Here is an 18,797-nt window from a genome sequence, read left to right as displayed (position 1 = left end):
CCCCCGGCTCAGGGGTCGGCCCGGCTCAGGGCCGGACGGTGCAGACCGTGCCGTTGAGCCGGAACACGCCGGGCGGCACGTTCGGCCCGCTGTACGCGCCGACGAACCCGACGCTGGTGCTCCCGCCGTCGGCGGCCAACCGGCGGTTGTCGGCGGTCGGGGTCACCCGGACCTCCGTGCCGGTCTGGGTCCAGGTGGCGTTCCAGCCGCTGCTCACCTGCTGCCAGCCGGTGGGCCAGGTCCAGGTCAGCGTCCACCCGTCGACCGCGTCCGGACCGGTGTTGACCACGTCGACGGTCGCCACGTAGCCGTTGCCCCAGTCGGTGTCGGTGTGGAAGCGGACCGCGCAGCCGCTGTCGGCCGGGCTGCCGGTGGCGAACGTCAGCGGCGGGGACGACCAGGACACCCGGCCCGCCGTGTCCCGGGCCAGCACGTTGACCGTGTAGCGGGCCCCCGGTTGGAGGTTGCCCACCGGGAACGAGGTGCCGGCGGTCTCGCCGAGCTGCTCGCTCACCGCGCCGTACTGCCGGTACACCTCGTACTTCGCGATCGGCGCGGCGCCCGCGGTGGCGGCCGGCCAGGAGATGGTCGCGGCGCGGTCGGTCACCGCGCTCGCGGTCGGCCGGCCCGGCGCGGTCGGCCGCCCGGGGGAGCTGCCGGCCGGTCGGAGCACGAGCGTGGTCAGGGAGTACGGCGGCAGCGTCCGGGTGGTGGCGTTGCCGGAGCGGCCGGTGGTCACACCGCTCGCGCCGTTGGTCAGCGTGTGCACGGTCGGCGCCTCGTCCGCCGGGGTGAAGCCGGCGTAGTCGACCGCCACCGGGTACGCGGTCTCCGGGTCCTTGTTGAGCAGCAGCACCGCGAGGCTGCCGTCCGGCCGGCGCACCGCGTGCGCGCTGACCAGCGGTTGGTCCGTGCCGGCGCGGACGAACTGGTCACCCGGGCGGGCGAACGTGTTCATCATGGACAGCGCGTGGTAGGGCGCGAACGGCGTGTTGAACGCCGGCTCGCAGACCTCGCCGTCGCTGGCGCAGCCGCCGCTGGAGAGCAGCCCGAAGTCGCCGTAGTCGGTCTGCCCGGCCACCTCGGAGACGGTGCCGATGCCGTTGTGCACGTTCCACCACTGCACCGTGAAGACGCCCTGTTCCAGCAGGCCGCTGTAGGCGTCGGCGAGGAACAACGCGCCGGGCTGGGTGGTGCGGCCGGCGTCCACGTTCAGCTCGGTGAGGCTGATCCCGATCCGGTCCGCGCCCGGGCCGGCGTACCTGTCGATCTGCTGGCGCAGCAGCCAGGTGGCGTCGGAGATCTGGTTGGTCCGGGTCAGCGACTCGGCGGCGGTGCCGCCCGGGTACCAGTGCACGTCCACGAAGTCGATCTTCGGGCCGGCCAGGGAGAGCACGGTCCGGTTCCACGGCCCCGGGTCGCCGCCCGCGGTGATCCCGTCCGGCCAGTTGCCGGGCATGGTCAGCACCGCGCCGACCTTGATGCTCGGGTCGACCGCCTTCATCGCGTCGGCGTACTCGATCACCAGCTTGGCGTACTGGGTGGCGCTCTTGTCGGCGTGGTCGTCGGCCTCCCAGGCCGAACCGTAGAGGCCGTTGCCGTAGTTCTCGTTGCCGACGGTCCACCACTTCGCGCCGTAGCCCTTGGTGACGTTGGCGTACCGCACCCAGTCGGCCGCCTCGGCCGGCGTGCCGGTGCCGTAGTTGGCGATGATCATCGGTTGCGCGCCGACCCGGCGGGCGCCGGCCATGAACGTGTCGAAGTCGGTGTCCGGCGCGACGTAGCCGCCGGGCGCGGTGTGCGTCTTCCAGTGGTAGATGTCGGCGTACGAGCCGCCGGGGTAGCGCAGCATCTTCACGCCGGCGGCCTTGAGCAGGTCGGACGTCTCGGTGCTGCCGAGCTTCGCGTCCCAGATGGCGTGGTTGACGCCGAGCGCGGTGTCCGGCACGGTGGCCAGCCCGGCGCGGGCGTTCACGGTCACCGTGACCGGGTCGGCGGCGGCGCCGGCGGCTGTCGGTTCGACGGTGGCGAGCGCGGTGGTGACGAGCAGCAGGCTCGCCGCGTACGCGGTCCACCGGCGCAGGCTGGGCAGGGATCTCCTCATGCGGGTGTCCTTCGAGAGGCGGGGTTCTCCAGGATCGGTGCCGCCGTCCTCCCGGATGCCTGCCGGCGTCCGGGTGCCCAGGGACGACGCTCGGCTCCGCGCGCTGATCAGAATTCCACGCGTGACGCGCTCGGCTCAAGGCTTAATTTATAGATAGGAGTCTTTACTGTTAACAAGGTTTAATTTATGTTCGTGACATCTCCCGTCCCCCCGAAGGAGTTGCCACCATGCGCCGAAGAATCACGCTTCCGCTGCTCACCACCGGTGCCGTCGCCGCGGGCCTGGCGCTCGCCGCGCCCGCCCAGGCCCACGGCTACGTCTCCTCGCCGCCCAGCCGGCAGGCGCTCTGCGCGCAGAACCGGGTGCCCGACTGCGGCCAGATCCGGTACGAGCCGCAGAGCGTCGAGGGGCCCAAGGGCCTGAAGAGCTGCCACGCCGGCATCGCCCAGTTCGCGGTGCTCAACGACGACAGCCGTAACTGGCCGGCCACCTCGGTCGGCAGCACCGTCACGTTCACCTGGATCAACACCGCCCGGCACGCCACCGCCAACTGGGAGTACTGGATCGGCAACACCCGGGTCGCGGTCGTCGACGGCGGTGGCCGCCAGCCCGACGCCACCGTGTCGCACACCGTCAACCTGGGCGGCTTCACCGGCCGGCAGAAGCTGCTCGCGATCTGGAACATCGCCGACACCGCCAACGCGTTCTACTCCTGCGTCGACCTCCAGGTGGGCGGCGGAGGCGGCAACCCGACCCCCACCCCGACGCCGACCCCGTCGCCCACCCGGACCGCGAGCCCGTCGCCCACGCCGTCGCCGACCGGCTCGCCGGTGCCCGGCGGCACCTGGACCGCCGGCCGGTCGTACCAGGTCGGCGACACGGTCACCTACGGCGGCCTCAGCTACCGCTGCCGCCAGGCGCACACCGCGATCCCCGGCTGGGAGCCTCCCGCCGTCCCGGCCCTGTGGCAGCAGCTCTGACCCCACCACCCCCACCCCGCTCGCGCTTTCACGGAAAGAGTGGCTGTTCCGCGCGTCATGGCCACTCTTTCCGTGAATCTGCGGCCCGGGGGGTGAGGGGTTGGGGGGTTGTCGCGCTCGTGGGGGTGCTGCTTGCTCTTGGCGGGTGCACGGGAGGGGCGGGGGCGTCGGGGGGTCGGGCGGCGCCCGCGGTCGACGAGGTCACCGGCGTCGACGCGCTCTTCCTGGCCATGATGGTGGCGCACACCGAGCAGACCCTGGAGATCGCCGGCGTCGGCCTCGACCGGGTCACCGACCCCCGGGTGCGGACGCTGGTCGCCGCGATCCGGGCCACCGAGACCGACGAGCTGGCCACCATGCGGGGCTGGCTGCGCGAGGCCGGCCCGTCGGCCGCGGCCGCCGTCGCGCGGCACGACCACTCCGGGCACAGCGACGCCGCCGCCGGCCTGGCCCGGCTGCGGGCCGCCCCGGCCGCCGACGTCGACCGGGTGCTGCTCGACGTGCTCACCGGGCACCAGCGCACCGCCGCCGCCCTGGCCCGGGCCCAGGTCACCGCCGGCACCAGCGAACGGGTACGCGACCTCGCCACCCGCATCGACCGTTCGCGCACCGCCGAGGTCGCCCTGATGGCGGACCTGTCCCGCCCACACGCCTGACCCACCTTCGGCGATCGTGCACTTGCCGCCCTCCGAACGGGTGGATCGCCCTTTTCGTCGGGGCACCGAGTGCACGATCGCCGAAGTGTGGGGGCGTGTGATGGGCATGACGTTCGTCACGGCGGCTCGGGAGGGGTGCGGGGGCGGAGCGTCGGCGGGGGCGGAGAATCGGGCCGTACCGGTGGTTATCGCCCCGGGATTGGGGGGCCGTGCGGGCCGTTCGGGGCCGCGGCGAGGCCGACGGGGTGCGTCGTCGGGGGCGTGGGCGTTCGCCTCTGGGCAAAACCGGCCGCGCGATGTCCCAGGCCGTGACTAGGCTTTCGCGCGGACGTCGACCGGTCGCACGTCCGTTCCGCGCGCCCCACGACGCGCGGCGCCGCCACCGCCCCTCGGACCGACCCGTAACCAGGAGACTGTCTGTGACCCAGCAATCCGTCGCGACATCGAACAAACTCGACGCCGCGGTGCTCAAGGTGGCCGGCGTCGTCGTGCTCGGCGCGATCATGTCGATCCTCGACGTGACAGTCGTCAGCGTGGCCATCCCGACGTTCCAGCGCGAGTTCGATGCCTCCTACGCGCGCGTCGCCTGGACCATGACCGGCTACACCCTCGCGCTGGCCACGGTGATCCCGCTCAGCGGCTGGGCCGCGGACCGGTTCGGCACCAAACGGCTCTACATGGTGGCGCTGGCGTTGTTCACCATCGGTTCCGGGCTCTGCGCCACCGCCGACTCCATCGGTGAGCTGATCGCCTGGCGGGTGGTCCAGGGGCTCGGCGGCGGCATGCTCATGCCGCTCGGCATGACGATCATGACGCGGGCCGCCGGCCCGCACCGGATCGGCCGGCTGATGGCCGTGCTCGGCATCCCGATGCTGCTCGGGCCGATCGGCGGCCCGATCCTCGGCGGCTGGCTGATCGACACCGCGAGCTGGCACTGGATCTTCCTGATCAACCTGCCGATCGGTGCGGTCGCGCTCGTCTACGCCCAGCTCGCCCTGCCGAAGGACGCCCCCGAGCCGTCGGAGTCGTTCGACTTCCTCGGCATGCTGATGCTCTCGCCGGGCCTGGCCCTGTTCCTCTACGGCGTCTCCTCGCTGCCGGAGGCCGGCACGGTCACCGACACCGAGGTCTGGCTGCCCATGGTGGTCGGCGCCGCGCTCGTGGTGGCGTTCGTCCGCTACTCGTTCCGGCCCCGGCACCCGCTGCTCGACCTGCGGCTGTTCCGCAACCGCAACCTGACCATCGCCGCGCTGACGCTCTTCGTCTTCATCATCGCGTTCATGGGCGCGGGCCTGCTGTTCCCGAGCTACTTCCTGCAGATCCGGGGCGAGACCACGCTCACCGCCGGCCTGCTGATGGCACCGCAGGGCATCGGCGCGATGCTCACCATGCCGATCGGCGGCATGCTCGCCGACCGGGTGCCGATCGGCCGCACCGTGCCGTTCGCGCTGGTGCTCATCGCGGCCGGGTTCTTCACCTTCACCCAGCTCGACACCGACACGTCCTACCTGCTGCTCTGCGGCTCGCTGTTAGTGATGGGCCTCGGCATGGGCGGCACCATGATGCCGATCATGACGTCCGCGCTGAAGACCCTGAGCGCGGCGGAGGTGGCCCGCGGCTCGACGCTTGTCAACATCCTCCAGCAGATCGGCGGGTCGGTCGGCGCGGCGGTGATGTCGGTGATCCTCACCAGCGAGCTGAACGGCTCGCGGGCGATTCCCGGCGTGACCGACCCGGGCACCGGCGCGCCGGTCACCGAGGCGCAGCTCGCCATCGCCGTGCAGCAGCAGCCCGAGCTGGCCCAGCAGTTCCCGGTGCCGCCGTCGCTGATCGAGCGGGGGCTCGACTTCGCGGCCAACTCGTTCGCCACCACGTTCTGGGTCGCCTTCGGGCTGGTGCTGCTCACCTTCATCCCGGCCGCCTTCCTGCCGCGTCGGCGGGAGCCGTCGCACCTGCTCGACGGCGAGTCGGGCGAGGAGCAGCGGCCGACGCCGGTGCCGATCCACTGACCCGCCCTGTCCCGTGGGGCCGGACGCCGACGGCGTCCGGCCCCACGGCGCGTCCGGCGACCGATCCCGGATCCGTCCCCGGCGGGCCGGGCAGCGCCTAGGCTCGAACCGGGAGGCCGGGGAGAGGCGGGCTGGGTGAGCGCAGGCGGCGGGGACCGGTCGGCGCGGCGGCGCACGCGGCTGCTGCTGGCGGGCCTGCTGGCCGTGGTCGGGTTGATCCTGCTGCTGCTCGGCCTCACCGTCGCCAACGGCACGGTCGCCGGCGTCGAGGTGGTGCTCGCGCTGGCGCTCCTGCTGGCCAGCTACGCCATCCAGCGCGTGGCCCGCCGGGAGACCGTCTACCGCGAAGACCGGCGGCGCTGACCGGCGCGACGGTCCGGTCCGGCTAGGCTGGCCGGCGTGGATCAGGAAGACCGGATCGCGCTGTTCCTCGACTACGAGAACCTGGCGCTGGGCGTACGGGACCATCACGGCGGTCGGTCGTTCGACCTCCGTCCGATCGCCGACGCCCTCGCCGAACGCGGCCGGGTGGTGGTGCGCCGCGCGTACGCCGACTGGTCGTACTTCGACGAGGACCGGCGGATGCTCACCCGGTCGCACGTCGAGCTGATCGAGATCCCGCAGCGGATGGGCTTCTCCCGCAAGAACGCGGCCGACATCAAGATGGCCGTGGACGCGGTCGAGCTGGCCTTCGAACGGGGCTACATCTCGACGTTCGTGATCTGCACCGGCGACAGCGACTTCACGCCGCTCGTGCACAAGCTGCGCGAACTCAACAAGCGGGTGATCGGCGTCGGGGTGGAGAAGTCGACCTCCGCGTTGCTGCCGCCGGCCTGCGACGAGTTCCTCTACTACGACCGCCTCGAAGGGGTGGACGTGCCGCCGCCCGTCGCCCGCCGGACGCGCCCGGCCCGGTCGGCCGGGCCGTCGGTGGCGGAGCCGCCGCCCGAACCGGCGGTGGAGACGGCGCCGACCGAGGAGGAGTCGCCGCGGGACGTCGACACGCTCGCCGTCCTGCTCGTGCAGACCGTGGCCGGAATGCAGGGCAGCGGCGGCGGCGAGGTGACCGCGTCCGGCCTGAAACGCGCGCTGCTCCGCAAGGATCCGACGTTCAGCGAGTCCGACTACGGCTTCCGCACGTTCGGGGAGCTGCTGCGGCACCTGGCCGGGTCGAACGTGGTGGAGTTGGCCGCCGGCCCGGCCAAGGGCGACCCGGAGGTGTCACTGCCCGAGCGGGGTGACCGGGAGGTCACGTTCGGGCTGCTCCGCGCCGTGGTGGCGGACCTCGCCGGCGAGGGCGGCGCGGTGGCGCTCTCCGGCCTGAAGGACCAGCTCCGGCGCGCCCGGCCGGACTTCAGCGAGAAGAAGCTCGGCTACCGCAGCTTCCTCCAGTTCTGCAAGGCGGCGGCGACCGACGGCGTGGTGGAGCTGCGGTGGAGCCCGGACGACGGCGACTACCTGCTCACCCCGCAGCCCTCCTGAGCGCGGTCGTCGCCGTGCCGCACATCGTCCAGCTGCTGGCCTCGCCGGTGCACCGCTACGTGGGCCGGCCGGCGGACGGGCCCGCCCCGGCGCCCGCCGGTGAGCTGGTCGACCGGGTGCGGCTCCGGGCCGGGCTGGGCATCGTCGGGGACCGCTACTTCGGTCGGCCGGCGCACCGCGCCGCCAGCGTCACGCTGATCGCGCAGGAGTCGCTGCCGGCCGGCGCCGACCTCACCCAGCTCCGGCGCAACGTGCTGACCAGCGGCATCGCAGTGGACGAGCTGGTCGGTCGGGTGCTCACCCTGGACTCCGGCGACGGCCCGGTCAGCCTGCGGGTGCACCGGGCCGCGCCGCCGTGCGCCTGGCTGGACGTGATGGTCGCACCCGGCACCTGGAAGGCGCTGCGCCGCCGGGGCGGCGTCCGCTGCGCCCCGCTCACCGACGGCGTCCTGCGGGTCGGCCCGGTCACGGTCGCCGTCGGCGACTGACGCGGGCCGGGAACTTTTCCCGCCCTCCGGCCGACCAACCTCGGGGCCACCGATCGTCGCGGTCGGTGGCCGGGTGACGGAGAGGACGCCAGGGATGAACCGAGCGAGCGCCGCATCCGTACCGTCCGGCATGAGCGTGCCGGGCCGGCGGGTGGGCCGCGGATGAGCCCGGACGCCGACGACGACCAGGTGACCCGGTGGGCGCACCGGGCCGGCCGGGGCGACCAGCAGGCCGCCGCCGCGTTCGTCCGCGCCCTCCAGGGACCGGTGTGGCGGTTCCTCGCCCACCTGGCCGGGCCCGCCGAGGCCGACGACCTCGCCCAGGAGACGTTCCTGCGCGCGCTACGCAGCCTGCCCGGGTTCGCCGGCCGGTCCTCGGCCCGGACCTGGGTCTTCAGCATCGCCCGCCGCGTCGCCGTGGACCACGTCCGGGCCGCGACCGTCCGCCCTCGGGTGGCCGCGCTGCCCGACTGGCAGACCGCCGCCGAGGCGGCCGGGGCGGTGACCGCCGGCGGGGACGACGGCGTGGCGCTGCGCGGACTCATCGCCGGTCTCGCCCCGGACCGCCGGGAGGCGTTCGTCGCCACCCAGGTGCTCGGCCTGTCCTACGCCGAGGCGGCCGAGGTGTGCGGCTGCCCGGTCGGCACCATCCGGTCGCGGGTCGCCCGCGCCCGCGAGGAGTTGGTCGCGGCCTGGGGTGCTGACCCTCGTGCGGCCCGGCAGCGCGCGGGCGGCCGCTGAACGTCAGGCGGCGCGGCGGTCGCGGGCCTGGGCGGGGTACGGGCCGGGCGGCACCAGCCGCAGCGGTGCGGGCGCGGGCGGCTCGTCGATCCGCAGCGCCCAGCGCGAGCCGGTCGACCGGCCCCGCCCGGGCGGCGTGTCGCCGGGACGCCACCCGGGCCGGGACAGCACCAGCATCACCGCCCAGCCGACCAGCAGGAAGCCGTGGCTGACCAGCCGGGTCATCGCCACCTGCCCGGTGATCAGGTCGTTCACCGACAGCAGCACCAGCGTGGCGACGAACGCGCTGAGCATCGGCAGCAGGCCGGACGGGGCGGACCGGCGCAGCGCGACGTAGAGGAAACCGGCGCCCACCGCCACGTTCCACGCCGCCGACTCGTGCCACAGGTGCTGGCCGGAGGCGTGCGCGTGCGCGACCACCGCCTCCCGGCCGATCTGCGCCAGCCCCAGCACCAACTGCACCGCGCCGAGCAGGCCGAGCGCCGCGCGCAGCCCGAGCGCCACCCGGCGACGCCGGCTCGGCCGGGGCGGGGGCGCGGCGGCCAGCACGGACGCCACCAGGTCGGGCACCTGCGGGGCGAGGTGCGTACGGGCCCGGCGGGTGACCGCCGCCGCGGCGTCGAACCAGCCCCGGCAGCCGGCGCAGCCGCTCAGGTGCGCCTCGGCCGCCTCGCTCTCCGACCGGGACGCCTCACCGTCCAGCTGGGCCGACAGGATCTCCCGCCACTGCTCACACGCCATGTAGGGATAGTCGTCCGGACCGCCCGCCTGGTTCCCGGCGGGGTGCCGATCGCGCGGCGACCACCCGTCGGTGTGCCGGGCCCGGGAGGCCGGCCATCGTCACCGGCACCCATCCCGTCGGGCTTCCGCCCTACCATGAGCCGGTGACCTTCGATGCCACGCTCACCCGCATCAACGAGGGCGTGCAGTTGCACCATCAGCACGGCCGGCGGGAGGCCGCCCGCGACCTGTTCGCGCAGGTCTGGCATGAGATCGGCGAGGAGCGGGGCGACCCCCTGCACGTCTGCGTCCTCGCCCACGCGATGGCCGACGTGCAGGACGACACCCGCCAGGAACTGCTGTGGGACCAGCGGGCGCTGACGGCAGCCGACCAGCTCACCGACGCGCGGGTGGCGGCGGCCGGGGTGCCGCTGTCGGTGGCCGGCCTGTACCCGTCGCTGCATCTCAACCTGGCCGACTGCCACCACAGGCTCGGCGACCTCGACCGGGCCCGGGAGCATCTGCGGCTCGCGGAGGCGGGGATCGGCGCGCTCGGCGACGACGACTACGGAAAGCTGATCCGGGACGGCCTCGACCGGCTGACGCGGCAGCTCGGTCCCGAGTAGCCCCGCCGCCCTGCCGACCTACCGGGCGGCGCGGCGGCGGGAGCGGTCCAGCCACGCCAGGAAGCGGTCCCACAACGCGGCCGGCTCGGGCGCGTCGTCGGGGTCGAGCGCGTACAGGTCGCGGACCGCGTCGTGCAGCATCGTCGCCAGGTGGACGGCCAACCCGACCAGGTCACCGTCGTAGTCGCGCAGCAGCGCGGCCCGGGCCTGCGGGCACGGCCAGGGCTGCCCGTCGGCGCGGCAGACCCACCTCGGGCGTACGGGGTGGTGCGGCTGCCCGGCGTCGCTCACCGCAACCTCAGCGCCACGGCGCGGGCCTCCTCGTCGGTCAGCGGCAGGAACCACAGGAAGCGACGCACGATCGCGACCGGGTCCGGGCCGCCGACCCGCCCCCGCAGGTCGCGGATCGCGTGGCGGGTGATCCGGGAGAACTCGGGGATCAGTGTCGCCCGCCGCGCGGCGTCGGTCGGCGCGGACCGCAACGTCGGGCAGGACCAGTCCCGCCCGCACTGGTCGCACACCCAGGCGGGACCGCAGGCCCGATGGGCGGACAGCGGCGCCGGTCGCGCGCTGCCCGTCGGGGACCGGCCCGGGCAGCGGTACGGCGACACGGGCGGCCCGATCGGCCGGGCCGTCGGTCCACGATTCCGCCTCGACTTCTCCTCGGGCATGCCGGACTCCTCAGGTCGCTGGTCGGGGACCGGGCCGGGCGTCCGTGCCCGATCCGGATGGTGACACTCTGCGGTGGAGGCGCTACGGTCGGAAGGGCCTTGCCCGGTCCGTCGTGGACTGGGCGATCGGCGCGGTTCATGCGCAGCCGTGCGCAGTCGATCTCTGGTTTGGAGCGCGGTGAATGGCTGAGGTGCCGGGGCCTCTCGCGGGCTTCATCGTTACCGAGATCCGGCGCGCCCGTGGTGCGGCGGGCATGACGCAGGAGGCGTTCGGCAAGCACGCCGGCTTCAGCGCATCGCACGTCAGCGCCGTCGAAGGCCGAACCCGGGCGTTGACCGTCGACTTCATCCGGGGCGCCGACCGCGCCCTGCGCAACGGCGGGCTCTTCGAGCGGCTGGTGGCCGAGTTGGGCACGCCGTCGTGGTTCCGGCCGTGGCTCGATGCGGAGCGCGGCGCCACCCAACTCCGCTACTTCGAGCCCACCCTGATCCCCGGCCTGTTCCAGACCGAGGCTTACGCCCGCGCCGTACTGCGACTCGATCCCTGTCTCACCGACGGCGAGGTGGAGCGTCGGGTGGCCGCCCGGATGGAACGACAGGAGATCCTGGCCCGGGAGGCACCACCACGGGTCGTCGTGGTCACCGACGAGAGCGCGATCCGGCGTGCGGGGGCGGGGGCTGAGAAGATGATGGGTGAGCAACTGCGGCATCTCTTGGACTGCGCGGAACGACCCACCATCAACGTGCACGTAGTTCCGGCCGACGTCGGCCTGCACGCCGGACTGTCCGGCCCGCTATCCCTGGCCCACCTGCCCGACGGCAGTTGGTTGGGTCATCTTGAGAGCCAACTCGGCGGCGACGTTGTCGATCGGCCGGCCGACCTCGATACCCTGTTCGAGCGGTGGGAAGGCGTCCGCACCGAAGCGCTGCCGCGACGGCAGTCCATGAACTTGATCAAGGAAGTGGCGACTCAATGGACCTGACTGGCGCGAAGTGGCGGAAGTCCACTCGGAGCGGCACCAGCGGCGGCAACTGCGTCGAGGTGGCCGACAGCATTTCCGGCGTGGTCGGGGTGCGCGACTCGAAGGACCCGTCGGGTCCGGCGCTCCTCTTCAGCCCGGCGACGTGGCGTTCGTTCGTCGCCCGGCTGCCCGAACGGCGGTAGCCGACCGTTCACGGAGGAGTGCGCCTTTCCTCGTCAAACGTCGCGCACCTCGTCTCGGCCGGCAGGCAGTAGCGGAAAGGACGGCGAACCAGCATGGACCTCAATGACGCCCGGTGGCGGAAGTCGACCCGTAGCGGTGCGAGCGGCGGCAACTGCGTCGAGGTGGCCGACAACCTTGCCGGCGTGGTCGGGGTGCGCGACTCGAAGGACCCGTCGGGCCCGGCGCTTCTCTTCGGCCCGGCGACGTGGCGTTCGTTCGTCGCCCGGCTGCCCGAACGGCGGTAGTCCGCCGGCCGGAGGAACGGCGATGAGTTCGGTCGTGGGCACCGGTCTACCTCCCGACCGAGACGACCAGATGACCGGAGCGCGGCAATGGGACTGATCCACATCGAGCTGTTCACCACCCTCGACCTCGTCGGGCAGTCGCCGGGCGGTCCCGAGGAGGACCCGGTGGGGTTCCCGTTCGGTGGCTGGCAGGCGCCGCTGCTGGACGAGACCACCGGCGCGCAGGTCATGGCCGCGTACCAGGGCACTGACGCGTTGCTGCTCGGCCGGCGGACGTACGACATCTTCGCCGCCTACTGGCCGCACCAGGAGGGTGGCGCGGACAACGAGATCGCCACGCTGTTCAACCGCGTCCCCAAGTATGTGGCCTCGCGCGGCCGGCCCGACCTGTCGTGGCAGGGGTCCACGGTGCTCGGCCCGGACCTGGCGACGGCGGTGCGCGAGCTGCGGGACCGGCACGAGCACGTGAAGGTGGTCGGCAGCCTGAACCTGGTGCAGACGCTGCTGCGCGAGAAGCTGTTCGACCGGGTGGACCTCTGGGTGCACCCGATCGTGTTGGGCGTCGGCAAGAAGGTGTTCGACGGCGGCGCGGTGCCCACCAACGTCACGCTCCTCGAACCGCCGGTCGCCAACCGGAAGGGCACCGTCTACCTGCGCTACGGGCTCGCCGACGGCACGCCGGGGACGGGCGACATGGGAGCGCCCGATCGCGGCGTCCGCCACGAGGGCTGAGACCGGAGGCACGGCCGTCGACGCGCCGTGCCGCGTGACGGTTAGGGGACAGCACAGCGCCGACGGTGCCGGTACGGTCCGGGGGCATGGGTGCGATCAAGCCGTGGCACATCGCCACGCTGTGCTGTCTCCTCACGTCCGCCGCGCTCGTCGGCGCCCTGGTGTGGTTCGTCATGGTGCGTTCCGGCCGCCGCTAGGCAACACCGTGCTCGGCCTCGGCCGCCCGGGTCTCGTAGGCTCGGATTCGTGGACAGCAGTCGAGAGCCGATCGTGGCGCACATGCTGGAGGCGGCGGAGAACGCCTCACCGGTCGAGGCGGTCGAGGCGGTCACCCGGGAACTCGGCGCGGCCCTGGGGGCACGGAGCGTCACGTTCCTGATCGCGGACCTCAGCGGCCGGGCGCTGGTCCGGCTGGCTCACGTGCCGCTGGCCGGCGGCGGTGAGGGACGCCGGGACGGCCAGGAGGTCGCCATCGTGACGCCGTTCGACGGCGGCCCCGCCGAGCAGGCGTTACGCACGCAGACGGTGCAGGTCGTCGCGCGGTCCGACGGGTGGTCGGTGTTGGCGCCGGTGACCGATCGCGGTGAGGCGATCGGTCTGCTCGAGATGGTCCTGCCGGACGAGCCGGCCCCGCGTGCGTTGGCGGAGATCGCCCGCACCGCGCACGTGCTGGCGTTCGTGGTGATCGCCAACCGGCGGTACACCGACCTGTTCGAGTGGGGACAACGCACGACCCCGTTCACGCTGTCCGGGGAGATCCAACGTCGTCTGCTGCCCGGCTCGTTCACCTGCGAGGCCAGCGGGTTCACCCTGTCCGGCTGGCTGGAGCCCGCCGCGAGCATCGGCGGGGACACCTTCGACTACAGCGTGGCCCGTGACGTGCTGCACTTCAGCGTCACCGACGCGATGGGCCACGGGGTGACCAGCGCGCTGACGGCCACCCTGGGCGTGGGCAGCCTGCGCAACAGCCGCCGCCGGGGGGCCGGCCTGGTGGAGCAGGCGGTCGCCGCGAACATCGAGGTGGCCGACCATGCCACCGTGCGCGGCAGTTACCTCACCGCGGTCCTCGGCCGGCTGGACCTGCGTACCGGGGTGTGCGCGCTGCTCAACGCCGGGCACGTGCCGCCGATGCTGGTTCGCGACGGGGACACCCGGACCCTGTCGTCGCCGGCCAACTTCCCCCTGGGCATGTTCCCCGAGGCCGACTACCGCGCCGGTGAGGTCCGGTTGGAACCGGGCGACCGCGTGGTGGTGGTCACCGACGGCATGCGGGAGCGCAACGCGGCCGGCCTGGACCTGCCGACGATCCTGCGGTCGATCGCCGGCCTGCACCCGCGCGAGGCCGTCCGTGCGTTGGCCGACGCCGTGCTCGAGGTCAGCGGAGGGGCGCTGGCCGACGACGCCACGCTGTTCATCATCGACTGGCACGGCGGGCACGACGAGGGCCGGCAGACCAGCGCCGGCGCCGACCAGGCCCGCGCCAGCAGCGGGTTGCCCGCCTGAGCTACCGGCCGGTCGGGTCGTCAGTGGTCGGCAGCGCGGCCTCGGCCTCCGCCACGTCGTCGTGCACCCGGATCGCCCGATCGACCGACGTGACCGCCAGGACGCTCCGCACGGGGGGCCGCACCGCGGCGAGGACCAACCGGCCACCGGCCTCCCGCAACGCCTTGAACATCACCACCAGCGCGCCCAGCCCGCTGGAGTCCATGAACCCCACCCCGGCCAGGTCCACCACCACCTGGCGGTCGCCGGCGTCGATGAGCCGTTGCAGCGCCTCGTGCAGCCGCGGGGACGTCGCCATGTCCAGCTCGCCGCGCACCTCGAGCACGGTGCAACCCCGGCCGGACCGGACCGACAACAGCAACCCCACGAAACCCTCCGTACGCCGATGGTCCCGTTCACCCTATTCCGCCGGCCGGTGATCCGCCTCCGGGCGGCGTACGCCCAGCCGGCACCCGGAGCGCTCCCACCCCGGCGAGCTGAGGTAGTGTCGATCTCCGCCGGAGCATCCCGCCCGCGTGACGCCAGCAGTTCGGGGTCACGGCCGGTCGGGGAAGGAGCCGGACGATGCGAATCCGCGTGACGCTGTCGCTCCCGCGTGAGCCGTCCTCCGTGACCCGTGCCCGCCAGGTGCTGGTGACCCTGCTGGGCCTCACCGACGCCACCGAGGACGCCCGCGGCCATCTCGCCCTGCTGATCACCGAGGCGACGGCCAACGCGGTGGTGCACGGTGCCGCCCACGACGCCGTCGACATCTCCATCCGCATCGACGACGAGGTCTGCCTGCTGGAGGTCGGCAATCGCGGCAGCACCCCCGACGGTGGCGTACTCACCGCCGGGCTTCCCGACCCGCTCACCGTCGGCGGTCGCGGGCTGCCCCTGATCGCCGCGCTCGCCGACACGGTCGCCTTCGTCCCCGGGCCATCGGACCAGGTGCTGATCCGCATCACGAAACACCTCATCGCGGCGGCCGCCGGATAACCCGGTGGCGTCCCGGGCGACCGTCCGGAAGAGTGGCGCGCATGGCATGTCGGATCAGTGAACTCGTGCTCGACTGCCGCGATCCCGAGGCGTTGGCGCGTTTCTGGTGTGAGGTCCTCGACTTCGTGGTGCTCGGCCGCGAGGGCGACGGCAGCATCGAGATCGGGCCGCGCGAAGGGTTCGGCGGTCCGCAGCCGACGATCATCCTCAGCCCCACGGCCGAGCCGGAGCGGGCGAAGCCCCGGCTGCACCTCGACGTCAACGCCACCGACCGCGATCAGGACGCCGAGCTGGAACGCCTGCTCATGCTCGGGGCGCGCCGGGCCGACATCGGCCAGACCGGGCAGGAGCAGTGGCACGTCCTCGCCGACCCGGAGGGCAACGAGTTCTGCCTGCTCCGGGCGCGCCTCGCGCCGCTCTAGGTCAGAGGCCGAAGAAGTCCAGGTAGCCGTCGATCTGGTGGGCCAGCATGGGCTCACCGGGGTGCGCGGCCAACCCCCGGTCGCGGGCGGCGCGCAGCAGCGTCGTCTCCGCCGGGGACATGATGATGTCCGCGACCACCGCCCGCGCCGGCAGCTCCGACACCGGGAACGGCGGCGGGTCGGTCGGGCGCAGCCCCACCGGCGTCGCGTTGACCGCGAGGTCGGCGTCGGCCAGTCGCGGCCGGGACGCCGCGTGGACCCGGCCCGGGTACGCGGCCGACAGCCGCCCGCCGAGCGTGGCCAGTCGGGCCGGGTCGGTGTCGGCCAGGTGCAGGGCGGCCACCCCGGCGTCCAGCAGCGCCACCGCGATGGCGCTGCCCGCGCCGCCGGCGCCCACCACGCAGACCCGCCGGCCGCGCGGGTCGTGCCCGGCCGCGACCAGGCCGCGGACGAACCCGTCGCCGTCGAACGTGTCCGCCGACCAGGTGCCGTCCGGCTCGCGGCGCAGCGCGTTGACGCTGCCGGCCCGGACGGCCCGGTCGGTGACCCGGTCGGCGAGGTGCAGCAGGGCCGCCTTGTGCGGCACGGTCACCAGCATGCCGTGCAGGTTGGTGACCTGGCGCAGCCCGGCCACCACGTCCGGCAGCGCGGCGGCGGGCACGTGCACCGGCACCAGCACCGCGTCCGCGCCGCGCCGGGCCAGCACCGGGTTGAGCAGGCCGGGCGCGCGTACCTGGGCGATCGGGTCGCCGAGCAGCGCGTAGAGGCGGGTGCCGCCGCCGATCGCGGTCATCGCACCGGCTGCGGGCGGCGCAGCGTCCGCAGCGCGCCCGCCCACGCCACCACCTCGTCGAGCATGGTGCCGACCGACTCCCGCTGGTGCGGGCCGGGGCGGAAGTCGCGGAACGCCACGAAGTCGGTGTGCAGCGAGAGCGCGACCTGGGAACGCACCACCGGCACCGACACCTGCCCGAGCACCAGCCGCAGGTGCTCGGCGGCCCGGGTGCCGCCGTGCACCCCGTAGCCGACCAGCCCGGCCGGCTTGTGGTGCCATTCCTGGAAGAGCACGTCGATGGCGTCCTTGAGCACGCCGGGGATCGAGTGGTTGTACTCCGGGGTGACGAAGACGAACGCATCCAGCGCGCCGACGACCGCGCCCCACCGGCGGATCGCCGGCCGGCTCGACGGCGCCATCGACGGGGGCAGCGGCTCGGCGAAGTGCGGCAGCGGATGGTCCGCCAGGTCGACGAGTTCCGCGGTGACGTCCGTCCGTGCGGCGGCGATGTCACACACCCAGCGCGCCACCGCGTCGGCCTTGCGGCCCGGGCGGGTGCTGCCGGCGACGACCCCGATCCTGATCATTGGCTGTTCTCCCTGGTCGAGTGCCCGGCCCCGACCGGGACCGGGGCGCCCGCGAGGTCGCGGGCGAGGTGGAGCGCGCCGTGCAGCGAGGAGAGCCCGCCGAGCGCGGCGGCGACGACGCGCGGCGCGGGCCGTCCCGGACGGCCGGTGGCGAGGCGCCCGACCAGCGGCACGAAAGCGGGCAGGCCGGCGGCGAACCCGCCGCCGACGATCGCCAGGTCGGCGGCGAGCAGTTCGCCGAGGCTCACCACCGCGGCGGCCAGCGCGGCGCAGCTCGGTGCGATCGCCTCCACCGCCCACGGCCGGCCGTCGTCCAGCCCGTCGCGCAGCCGGTGGTGGTCGACCGGCCCGCCGCGCAGCCGGGCCGCGCGGCGCAACGTGGCCGGCCCGGACGCGACCGCCTGGAGGCAACCGGCCCGTCCGCAGTCGCACCGGTCCCCACCGAGGTCGACCACCATGTGTCCGACCTCGGCGGACGCACCGGCCGGGGCGTTGCGCCCCCCGAGTACGAGCCCGCCGCCGACGCCGGTGCCGACGCCGAGATAGAGCACGTCGTCGCGGCCCGCGTGGCGGGCCTCGGCCAGCGCCGCCAGGTCGCCGTCGTCGGCGTACCCGGTCGGGGTGTCGGGGAACAGGCGACGCAGCGCGCCGGCCAGGTCCAGGCCGACCCAGCTCGGTCGGCCGGGCCAGGCCACGACCGCGCCGGCCCGGTCGACGGTCGCCGGCATGGCGACGCCGACCGCGTCGACCGGTCCGAAGCCGGCGCGCAGCGCGGCCACCTCGGCGGCCAGCACGGCCACGTCGGCGGCCGGGTCCGCGCCGGCCGGCCAGGTGACGATCCGTTCGTACGCGGGCCGGCCGGCCGCCTCGGCGCGCAGCGCGACCTTCGTGCCCCCGACGTCGACGCCCAGCAGCGCGGCGCCCGGCCCGCCCGTCACGCCGGCCTCAGTGCGCCAGCAGGTGGAGGAACGCCAGCGCGGCCGAGGCGAACGCGAAGAACAGCGGCACCATGATCACCTTGCCGTCGTCCTTGGCGCGCAGGTGGTAGGCCACGGCGGCGATCAGCAGTACGGTGACCGCCACCGCGGCGACCACGCCGAGCTGCCAGAACTTCAGGCCCAGCAGCAGCCCGGCGACGCCGGCCAGCTCCAGCAGGCCGATGACGCGGGTCAGCCCGGCGGAGACGCCGAGGTGCGACATCCGCTGGCGCATCTGCGCGTTGCCGGTGAGCTTCTGCACGGCCAACGGAACGAGGATGATGGCCAGCAGGATGGTGAGAACGATGATCGCGACGGTCACGGGGTTCCTCGAGGGTCGGGTCGTCGCGGCGGACGACCGGGGTGGGTGCGGCGGGACGGACGGTCAGGACACGGTCGCGACGAGCGCGCGGGCCGCCAGCCGGTAGCCGAGCGCGCCGAGGCCCACGATCACCCCCGCGGCCAGCGGGGCGAGCACCGAATCGTGCCGGAAGCTCTCCCGGGCCCACACGTTTGACAGGTGGACCTCCAGCCACGGGTGGGGATAGTTGGCCAGCGCGTCGCGCAGGCTCCAACCCGCGATCATCAACGCGCCCGGGTTCACGATCGCGCCCACCGTCTCATAACTGTCCTGGATGGTACGGATCATCTCGCCCTCGCAGTCGTGCTGCCTCGCGACGACCCGCCACCCCCGCCCGGCGACCTCCTCGCCGACCGCCCGCTCGATGTCCGCCAGCGTGTCGGTGCCGTAGATCTCCGGTTCCCGTCTGCCGAGGATGCCCAGGTTCGGGCCGTTGAGCAGGAGCACCTCGGGCACGTTGCACCTCACCGGGGACGGACGACGACAGGTCATCGGAGTATCGGCCCCGGCTCCGGCGCGGACCCCCGTCGGCAGG

General features: G+C 73.8%; 25 protein-coding genes. 15 read left to right on the top strand and 10 right to left on the bottom strand.

The window, feature by feature from the left end:
• Positions 1–25 precede the first annotated feature (25 nt).
• On the bottom strand, positions 26–2,104 hold the full coding sequence (locus tag ACH495_RS19615) for a cellulose binding domain-containing protein (protein ID WP_396859165.1): 2,079 nt from the start codon (positions 2,102–2,104) through the stop codon (positions 26–28).
• 227 nt (positions 2,105–2,331) lie between these two features.
• On the opposite strand from ACH495_RS19615, the gene ACH495_RS19610 reads away from it, so the two are divergent.
• The 7 genes from ACH495_RS19610 to ACH495_RS19580 all read left to right on the top strand — a co-directional run bounded on the left by ACH495_RS19610 (position 2,332) and on the right by ACH495_RS19580 (position 8,460).
• The gene (locus ACH495_RS19610; RefSeq protein WP_396859164.1) at positions 2,332–3,084 is read left to right on the top strand and encodes a lytic polysaccharide monooxygenase; all 753 of its coding nucleotides are present in this window, start codon (positions 2,332–2,334) and stop codon (positions 3,082–3,084) included.
• A gap of 125 nt (positions 3,085–3,209) precedes the next feature.
• Complete coding sequence (locus ACH495_RS19605; RefSeq protein ID WP_396859163.1) at positions 3,210–3,740, top strand: DUF305 domain-containing protein; 531 nt, start codon at positions 3,210–3,212, stop codon at positions 3,738–3,740.
• 419 nt (positions 3,741–4,159) lie between these two features.
• Positions 4,160–5,749 (top strand): DHA2 family efflux MFS transporter permease subunit, encoded by a 1,590-nt coding sequence (locus ACH495_RS19600; protein WP_396859162.1) that lies wholly within the window; start codon positions 4,160–4,162, stop codon positions 5,747–5,749.
• Between the two features lie 135 nt (positions 5,750–5,884).
• Complete coding sequence (locus ACH495_RS19595; protein WP_396859161.1) at positions 5,885–6,112, top strand: hypothetical protein; 228 nt, start codon at positions 5,885–5,887, stop codon at positions 6,110–6,112.
• A 36-nt stretch (positions 6,113–6,148) separates the two neighbouring features.
• The gene (locus ACH495_RS19590) at positions 6,149–7,231 is read left to right on the top strand and encodes an NYN domain-containing protein (protein WP_396859160.1); all 1,083 of its coding nucleotides are present in this window, start codon (positions 6,149–6,151) and stop codon (positions 7,229–7,231) included.
• Positions 7,232–7,245: 14 nt separating this feature from the next.
• The gene (locus ACH495_RS19585) at positions 7,246–7,719 is read left to right on the top strand and encodes a molybdenum cofactor biosysynthesis protein (protein WP_396859159.1); all 474 of its coding nucleotides are present in this window, start codon (positions 7,246–7,248) and stop codon (positions 7,717–7,719) included.
• 162 nt (positions 7,720–7,881) lie between these two features.
• Entirely contained in the window at positions 7,882–8,460 is a 579-nt protein-coding gene (locus ACH495_RS19580; protein WP_396859158.1) for a sigma-70 family RNA polymerase sigma factor, read from the top strand.
• A 3-nt stretch (positions 8,461–8,463) separates the two neighbouring features.
• On the opposite strand, the gene ACH495_RS19575 is transcribed toward ACH495_RS19580, so the two are convergent.
• Positions 8,464–9,201 carry a zf-HC2 domain-containing protein gene (locus tag ACH495_RS19575; RefSeq protein WP_396859157.1) on the bottom strand — a complete coding sequence of 246 codons (738 nt, stop codon included), beginning with the start codon at positions 9,199–9,201 and terminating at the stop codon, positions 8,464–8,466.
• Between the two features lie 143 nt (positions 9,202–9,344).
• On the opposite strand from ACH495_RS19575, the gene ACH495_RS19570 reads away from it, so the two are divergent.
• Positions 9,345–9,806 (top strand): hypothetical protein, encoded by a 462-nt coding sequence (locus tag ACH495_RS19570; RefSeq protein ID WP_396859156.1) that lies wholly within the window; start codon positions 9,345–9,347, stop codon positions 9,804–9,806.
• An 18-nt stretch (positions 9,807–9,824) separates the two neighbouring features.
• Here the strand turns inward: ACH495_RS19570 and ACH495_RS19565 are convergent, their stop codons facing one another.
• On the bottom strand, positions 9,825–10,097 hold the full coding sequence (locus ACH495_RS19565; RefSeq protein ID WP_396859155.1) for a hypothetical protein: 273 nt from the start codon (positions 10,095–10,097) through the stop codon (positions 9,825–9,827).
• On the bottom strand, positions 10,094–10,477 hold the full coding sequence (locus tag ACH495_RS19560) for a hypothetical protein (RefSeq protein ID WP_396859154.1): 384 nt from the start codon (positions 10,475–10,477) through the stop codon (positions 10,094–10,096). Before ACH495_RS19560 ends, ACH495_RS19565 begins: the two co-directional genes overlap by 4 nt.
• A gap of 182 nt (positions 10,478–10,659) precedes the next feature.
• Here ACH495_RS19560 and ACH495_RS19555 point away from each other — a divergent pair, with 182 nt between their 5' ends.
• The 5 genes from ACH495_RS19555 to ACH495_RS19535 all read left to right on the top strand — a co-directional run bounded on the left by ACH495_RS19555 (position 10,660) and on the right by ACH495_RS19535 (position 14,162).
• Positions 10,660–11,460 (top strand): helix-turn-helix transcriptional regulator, encoded by an 801-nt coding sequence (locus ACH495_RS19555; protein ID WP_396859153.1) that lies wholly within the window; start codon positions 10,660–10,662, stop codon positions 11,458–11,460.
• Positions 11,451–11,642 carry a DUF397 domain-containing protein gene (locus tag ACH495_RS19550; protein WP_396859152.1) on the top strand — a complete coding sequence of 64 codons (192 nt, stop codon included), beginning with the start codon at positions 11,451–11,453 and terminating at the stop codon, positions 11,640–11,642. Before ACH495_RS19555 ends, ACH495_RS19550 begins: the two co-directional genes overlap by 10 nt.
• A gap of 93 nt (positions 11,643–11,735) precedes the next feature.
• Positions 11,736–11,927, top strand: coding sequence for a DUF397 domain-containing protein (locus tag ACH495_RS19545; protein ID WP_396859151.1), 192 nt, complete (start codon positions 11,736–11,738; stop codon positions 11,925–11,927).
• An 87-nt stretch (positions 11,928–12,014) separates the two neighbouring features.
• Positions 12,015–12,659, top strand: a complete 645-nt coding sequence (locus tag ACH495_RS19540) for a dihydrofolate reductase family protein (protein WP_396859150.1) — start codon at positions 12,015–12,017, stop codon at positions 12,657–12,659.
• 246 nt (positions 12,660–12,905) lie between these two features.
• Positions 12,906–14,162, top strand: coding sequence for a PP2C family protein-serine/threonine phosphatase (locus ACH495_RS19535; protein WP_396859149.1), 1,257 nt, complete (start codon positions 12,906–12,908; stop codon positions 14,160–14,162).
• Between the two features lies 1 nt (position 14,163).
• Here the strand turns inward: ACH495_RS19535 and ACH495_RS19530 are convergent, their stop codons facing one another.
• A complete protein-coding gene (locus ACH495_RS19530) occupies positions 14,164–14,529 on the bottom strand; it encodes an STAS domain-containing protein (protein ID WP_396859148.1) in 366 nt (121 codons plus the stop codon).
• Between the two features lie 197 nt (positions 14,530–14,726).
• Here ACH495_RS19530 and ACH495_RS19525 point away from each other — a divergent pair, with 197 nt between their 5' ends.
• A complete protein-coding gene (locus ACH495_RS19525) occupies positions 14,727–15,140 on the top strand; it encodes an ATP-binding protein (RefSeq protein WP_396859147.1) in 414 nt (137 codons plus the stop codon).
• A gap of 41 nt (positions 15,141–15,181) precedes the next feature.
• Positions 15,182–15,562 (top strand): VOC family protein, encoded by a 381-nt coding sequence (locus ACH495_RS19520; RefSeq protein ID WP_396859146.1) that lies wholly within the window; start codon positions 15,182–15,184, stop codon positions 15,560–15,562.
• 1 nt (position 15,563) lies between these two features.
• Here ACH495_RS19520 and ACH495_RS19515 read toward each other — a convergent pair whose 3' ends face one another.
• From ACH495_RS19515 to ACH495_RS19495, 5 genes are all read right to left on the bottom strand, one after another.
• Positions 15,564–16,355: a shikimate dehydrogenase family protein gene (locus ACH495_RS19515; RefSeq protein WP_396859145.1), complete on the bottom strand. Its 792-nt coding sequence runs from the start codon at positions 16,353–16,355 to the stop codon at positions 15,564–15,566.
• Positions 16,352–16,924: an NADPH-dependent FMN reductase gene (locus ACH495_RS19510; protein ID WP_396859144.1), complete on the bottom strand. Its 573-nt coding sequence runs from the start codon at positions 16,922–16,924 to the stop codon at positions 16,352–16,354. Before ACH495_RS19510 ends, ACH495_RS19515 begins: the two co-directional genes overlap by 4 nt.
• Positions 16,921–17,862, bottom strand: a complete 942-nt coding sequence (locus ACH495_RS19505; RefSeq protein ID WP_396859143.1) for an ROK family protein — start codon at positions 17,860–17,862, stop codon at positions 16,921–16,923. Before ACH495_RS19505 ends, ACH495_RS19510 begins: the two co-directional genes overlap by 4 nt.
• A 7-nt stretch (positions 17,863–17,869) precedes the next feature.
• Complete coding sequence (locus ACH495_RS19500; protein WP_396859142.1) at positions 17,870–18,223, bottom strand: DoxX family protein; 354 nt, start codon at positions 18,221–18,223, stop codon at positions 17,870–17,872.
• A 63-nt stretch (positions 18,224–18,286) separates the two neighbouring features.
• Complete coding sequence (locus ACH495_RS19495; RefSeq protein ID WP_396859141.1) at positions 18,287–18,718, bottom strand: type II 3-dehydroquinate dehydratase; 432 nt, start codon at positions 18,716–18,718, stop codon at positions 18,287–18,289.
• Between the last annotated feature and the right edge of the window lie 79 nt (positions 18,719–18,797).

The sequence above is a fragment of the Micromonospora sp. NPDC018662 genome (assembly GCF_044391475.1).
Taxonomy (GTDB): domain Bacteria; phylum Actinomycetota; class Actinomycetes; order Mycobacteriales; family Micromonosporaceae; genus Micromonospora.
Note: the sequence above shows the minus strand (reverse complement) of the source record. Positions and strands in the feature narration are given on the sequence as shown.

Coding starts and splice junctions, on each gene's coding strand:
- ACH495_RS19615 (WP_396859165.1), bottom strand. CDS start 2,104: ATGAGGAGATCCCTGCCCAGCCTGCGCCGGTGGACCGCGTACGCGGCG.
- ACH495_RS19610 (WP_396859164.1), top strand. CDS start 2,332: ATGCGCCGAAGAATCACGCTTCCGCTGCTCACCACCGGTGCCGTCGCC.
- ACH495_RS19580 (WP_396859158.1), top strand. CDS start 7,882: ATGAGCCCGGACGCCGACGACGACCAGGTGACCCGGTGGGCGCACCGG.
- ACH495_RS19575 (WP_396859157.1), bottom strand. CDS start 9,201: ATGGCGTGTGAGCAGTGGCGGGAGATCCTGTCGGCCCAGCTGGACGGT.
- ACH495_RS19560 (WP_396859154.1), bottom strand. CDS start 10,477: ATGCCCGAGGAGAAGTCGAGGCGGAATCGTGGACCGACGGCCCGGCCG.
- ACH495_RS19555 (WP_396859153.1), top strand. CDS start 10,660: ATGGCTGAGGTGCCGGGGCCTCTCGCGGGCTTCATCGTTACCGAGATC.
- ACH495_RS19550 (WP_396859152.1), top strand. CDS start 11,451: ATGGACCTGACTGGCGCGAAGTGGCGGAAGTCCACTCGGAGCGGCACC.
- ACH495_RS19545 (WP_396859151.1), top strand. CDS start 11,736: ATGGACCTCAATGACGCCCGGTGGCGGAAGTCGACCCGTAGCGGTGCG.
- ACH495_RS19540 (WP_396859150.1), top strand. CDS start 12,015: ATGGGACTGATCCACATCGAGCTGTTCACCACCCTCGACCTCGTCGGG.
- ACH495_RS19525 (WP_396859147.1), top strand. CDS start 14,727: ATGCGAATCCGCGTGACGCTGTCGCTCCCGCGTGAGCCGTCCTCCGTG.
- ACH495_RS19520 (WP_396859146.1), top strand. CDS start 15,182: ATGGCATGTCGGATCAGTGAACTCGTGCTCGACTGCCGCGATCCCGAG.
- ACH495_RS19515 (WP_396859145.1), bottom strand. CDS start 16,355: ATGACCGCGATCGGCGGCGGCACCCGCCTCTACGCGCTGCTCGGCGAC.
- ACH495_RS19510 (WP_396859144.1), bottom strand. CDS start 16,924: ATGATCAGGATCGGGGTCGTCGCCGGCAGCACCCGCCCGGGCCGCAAG.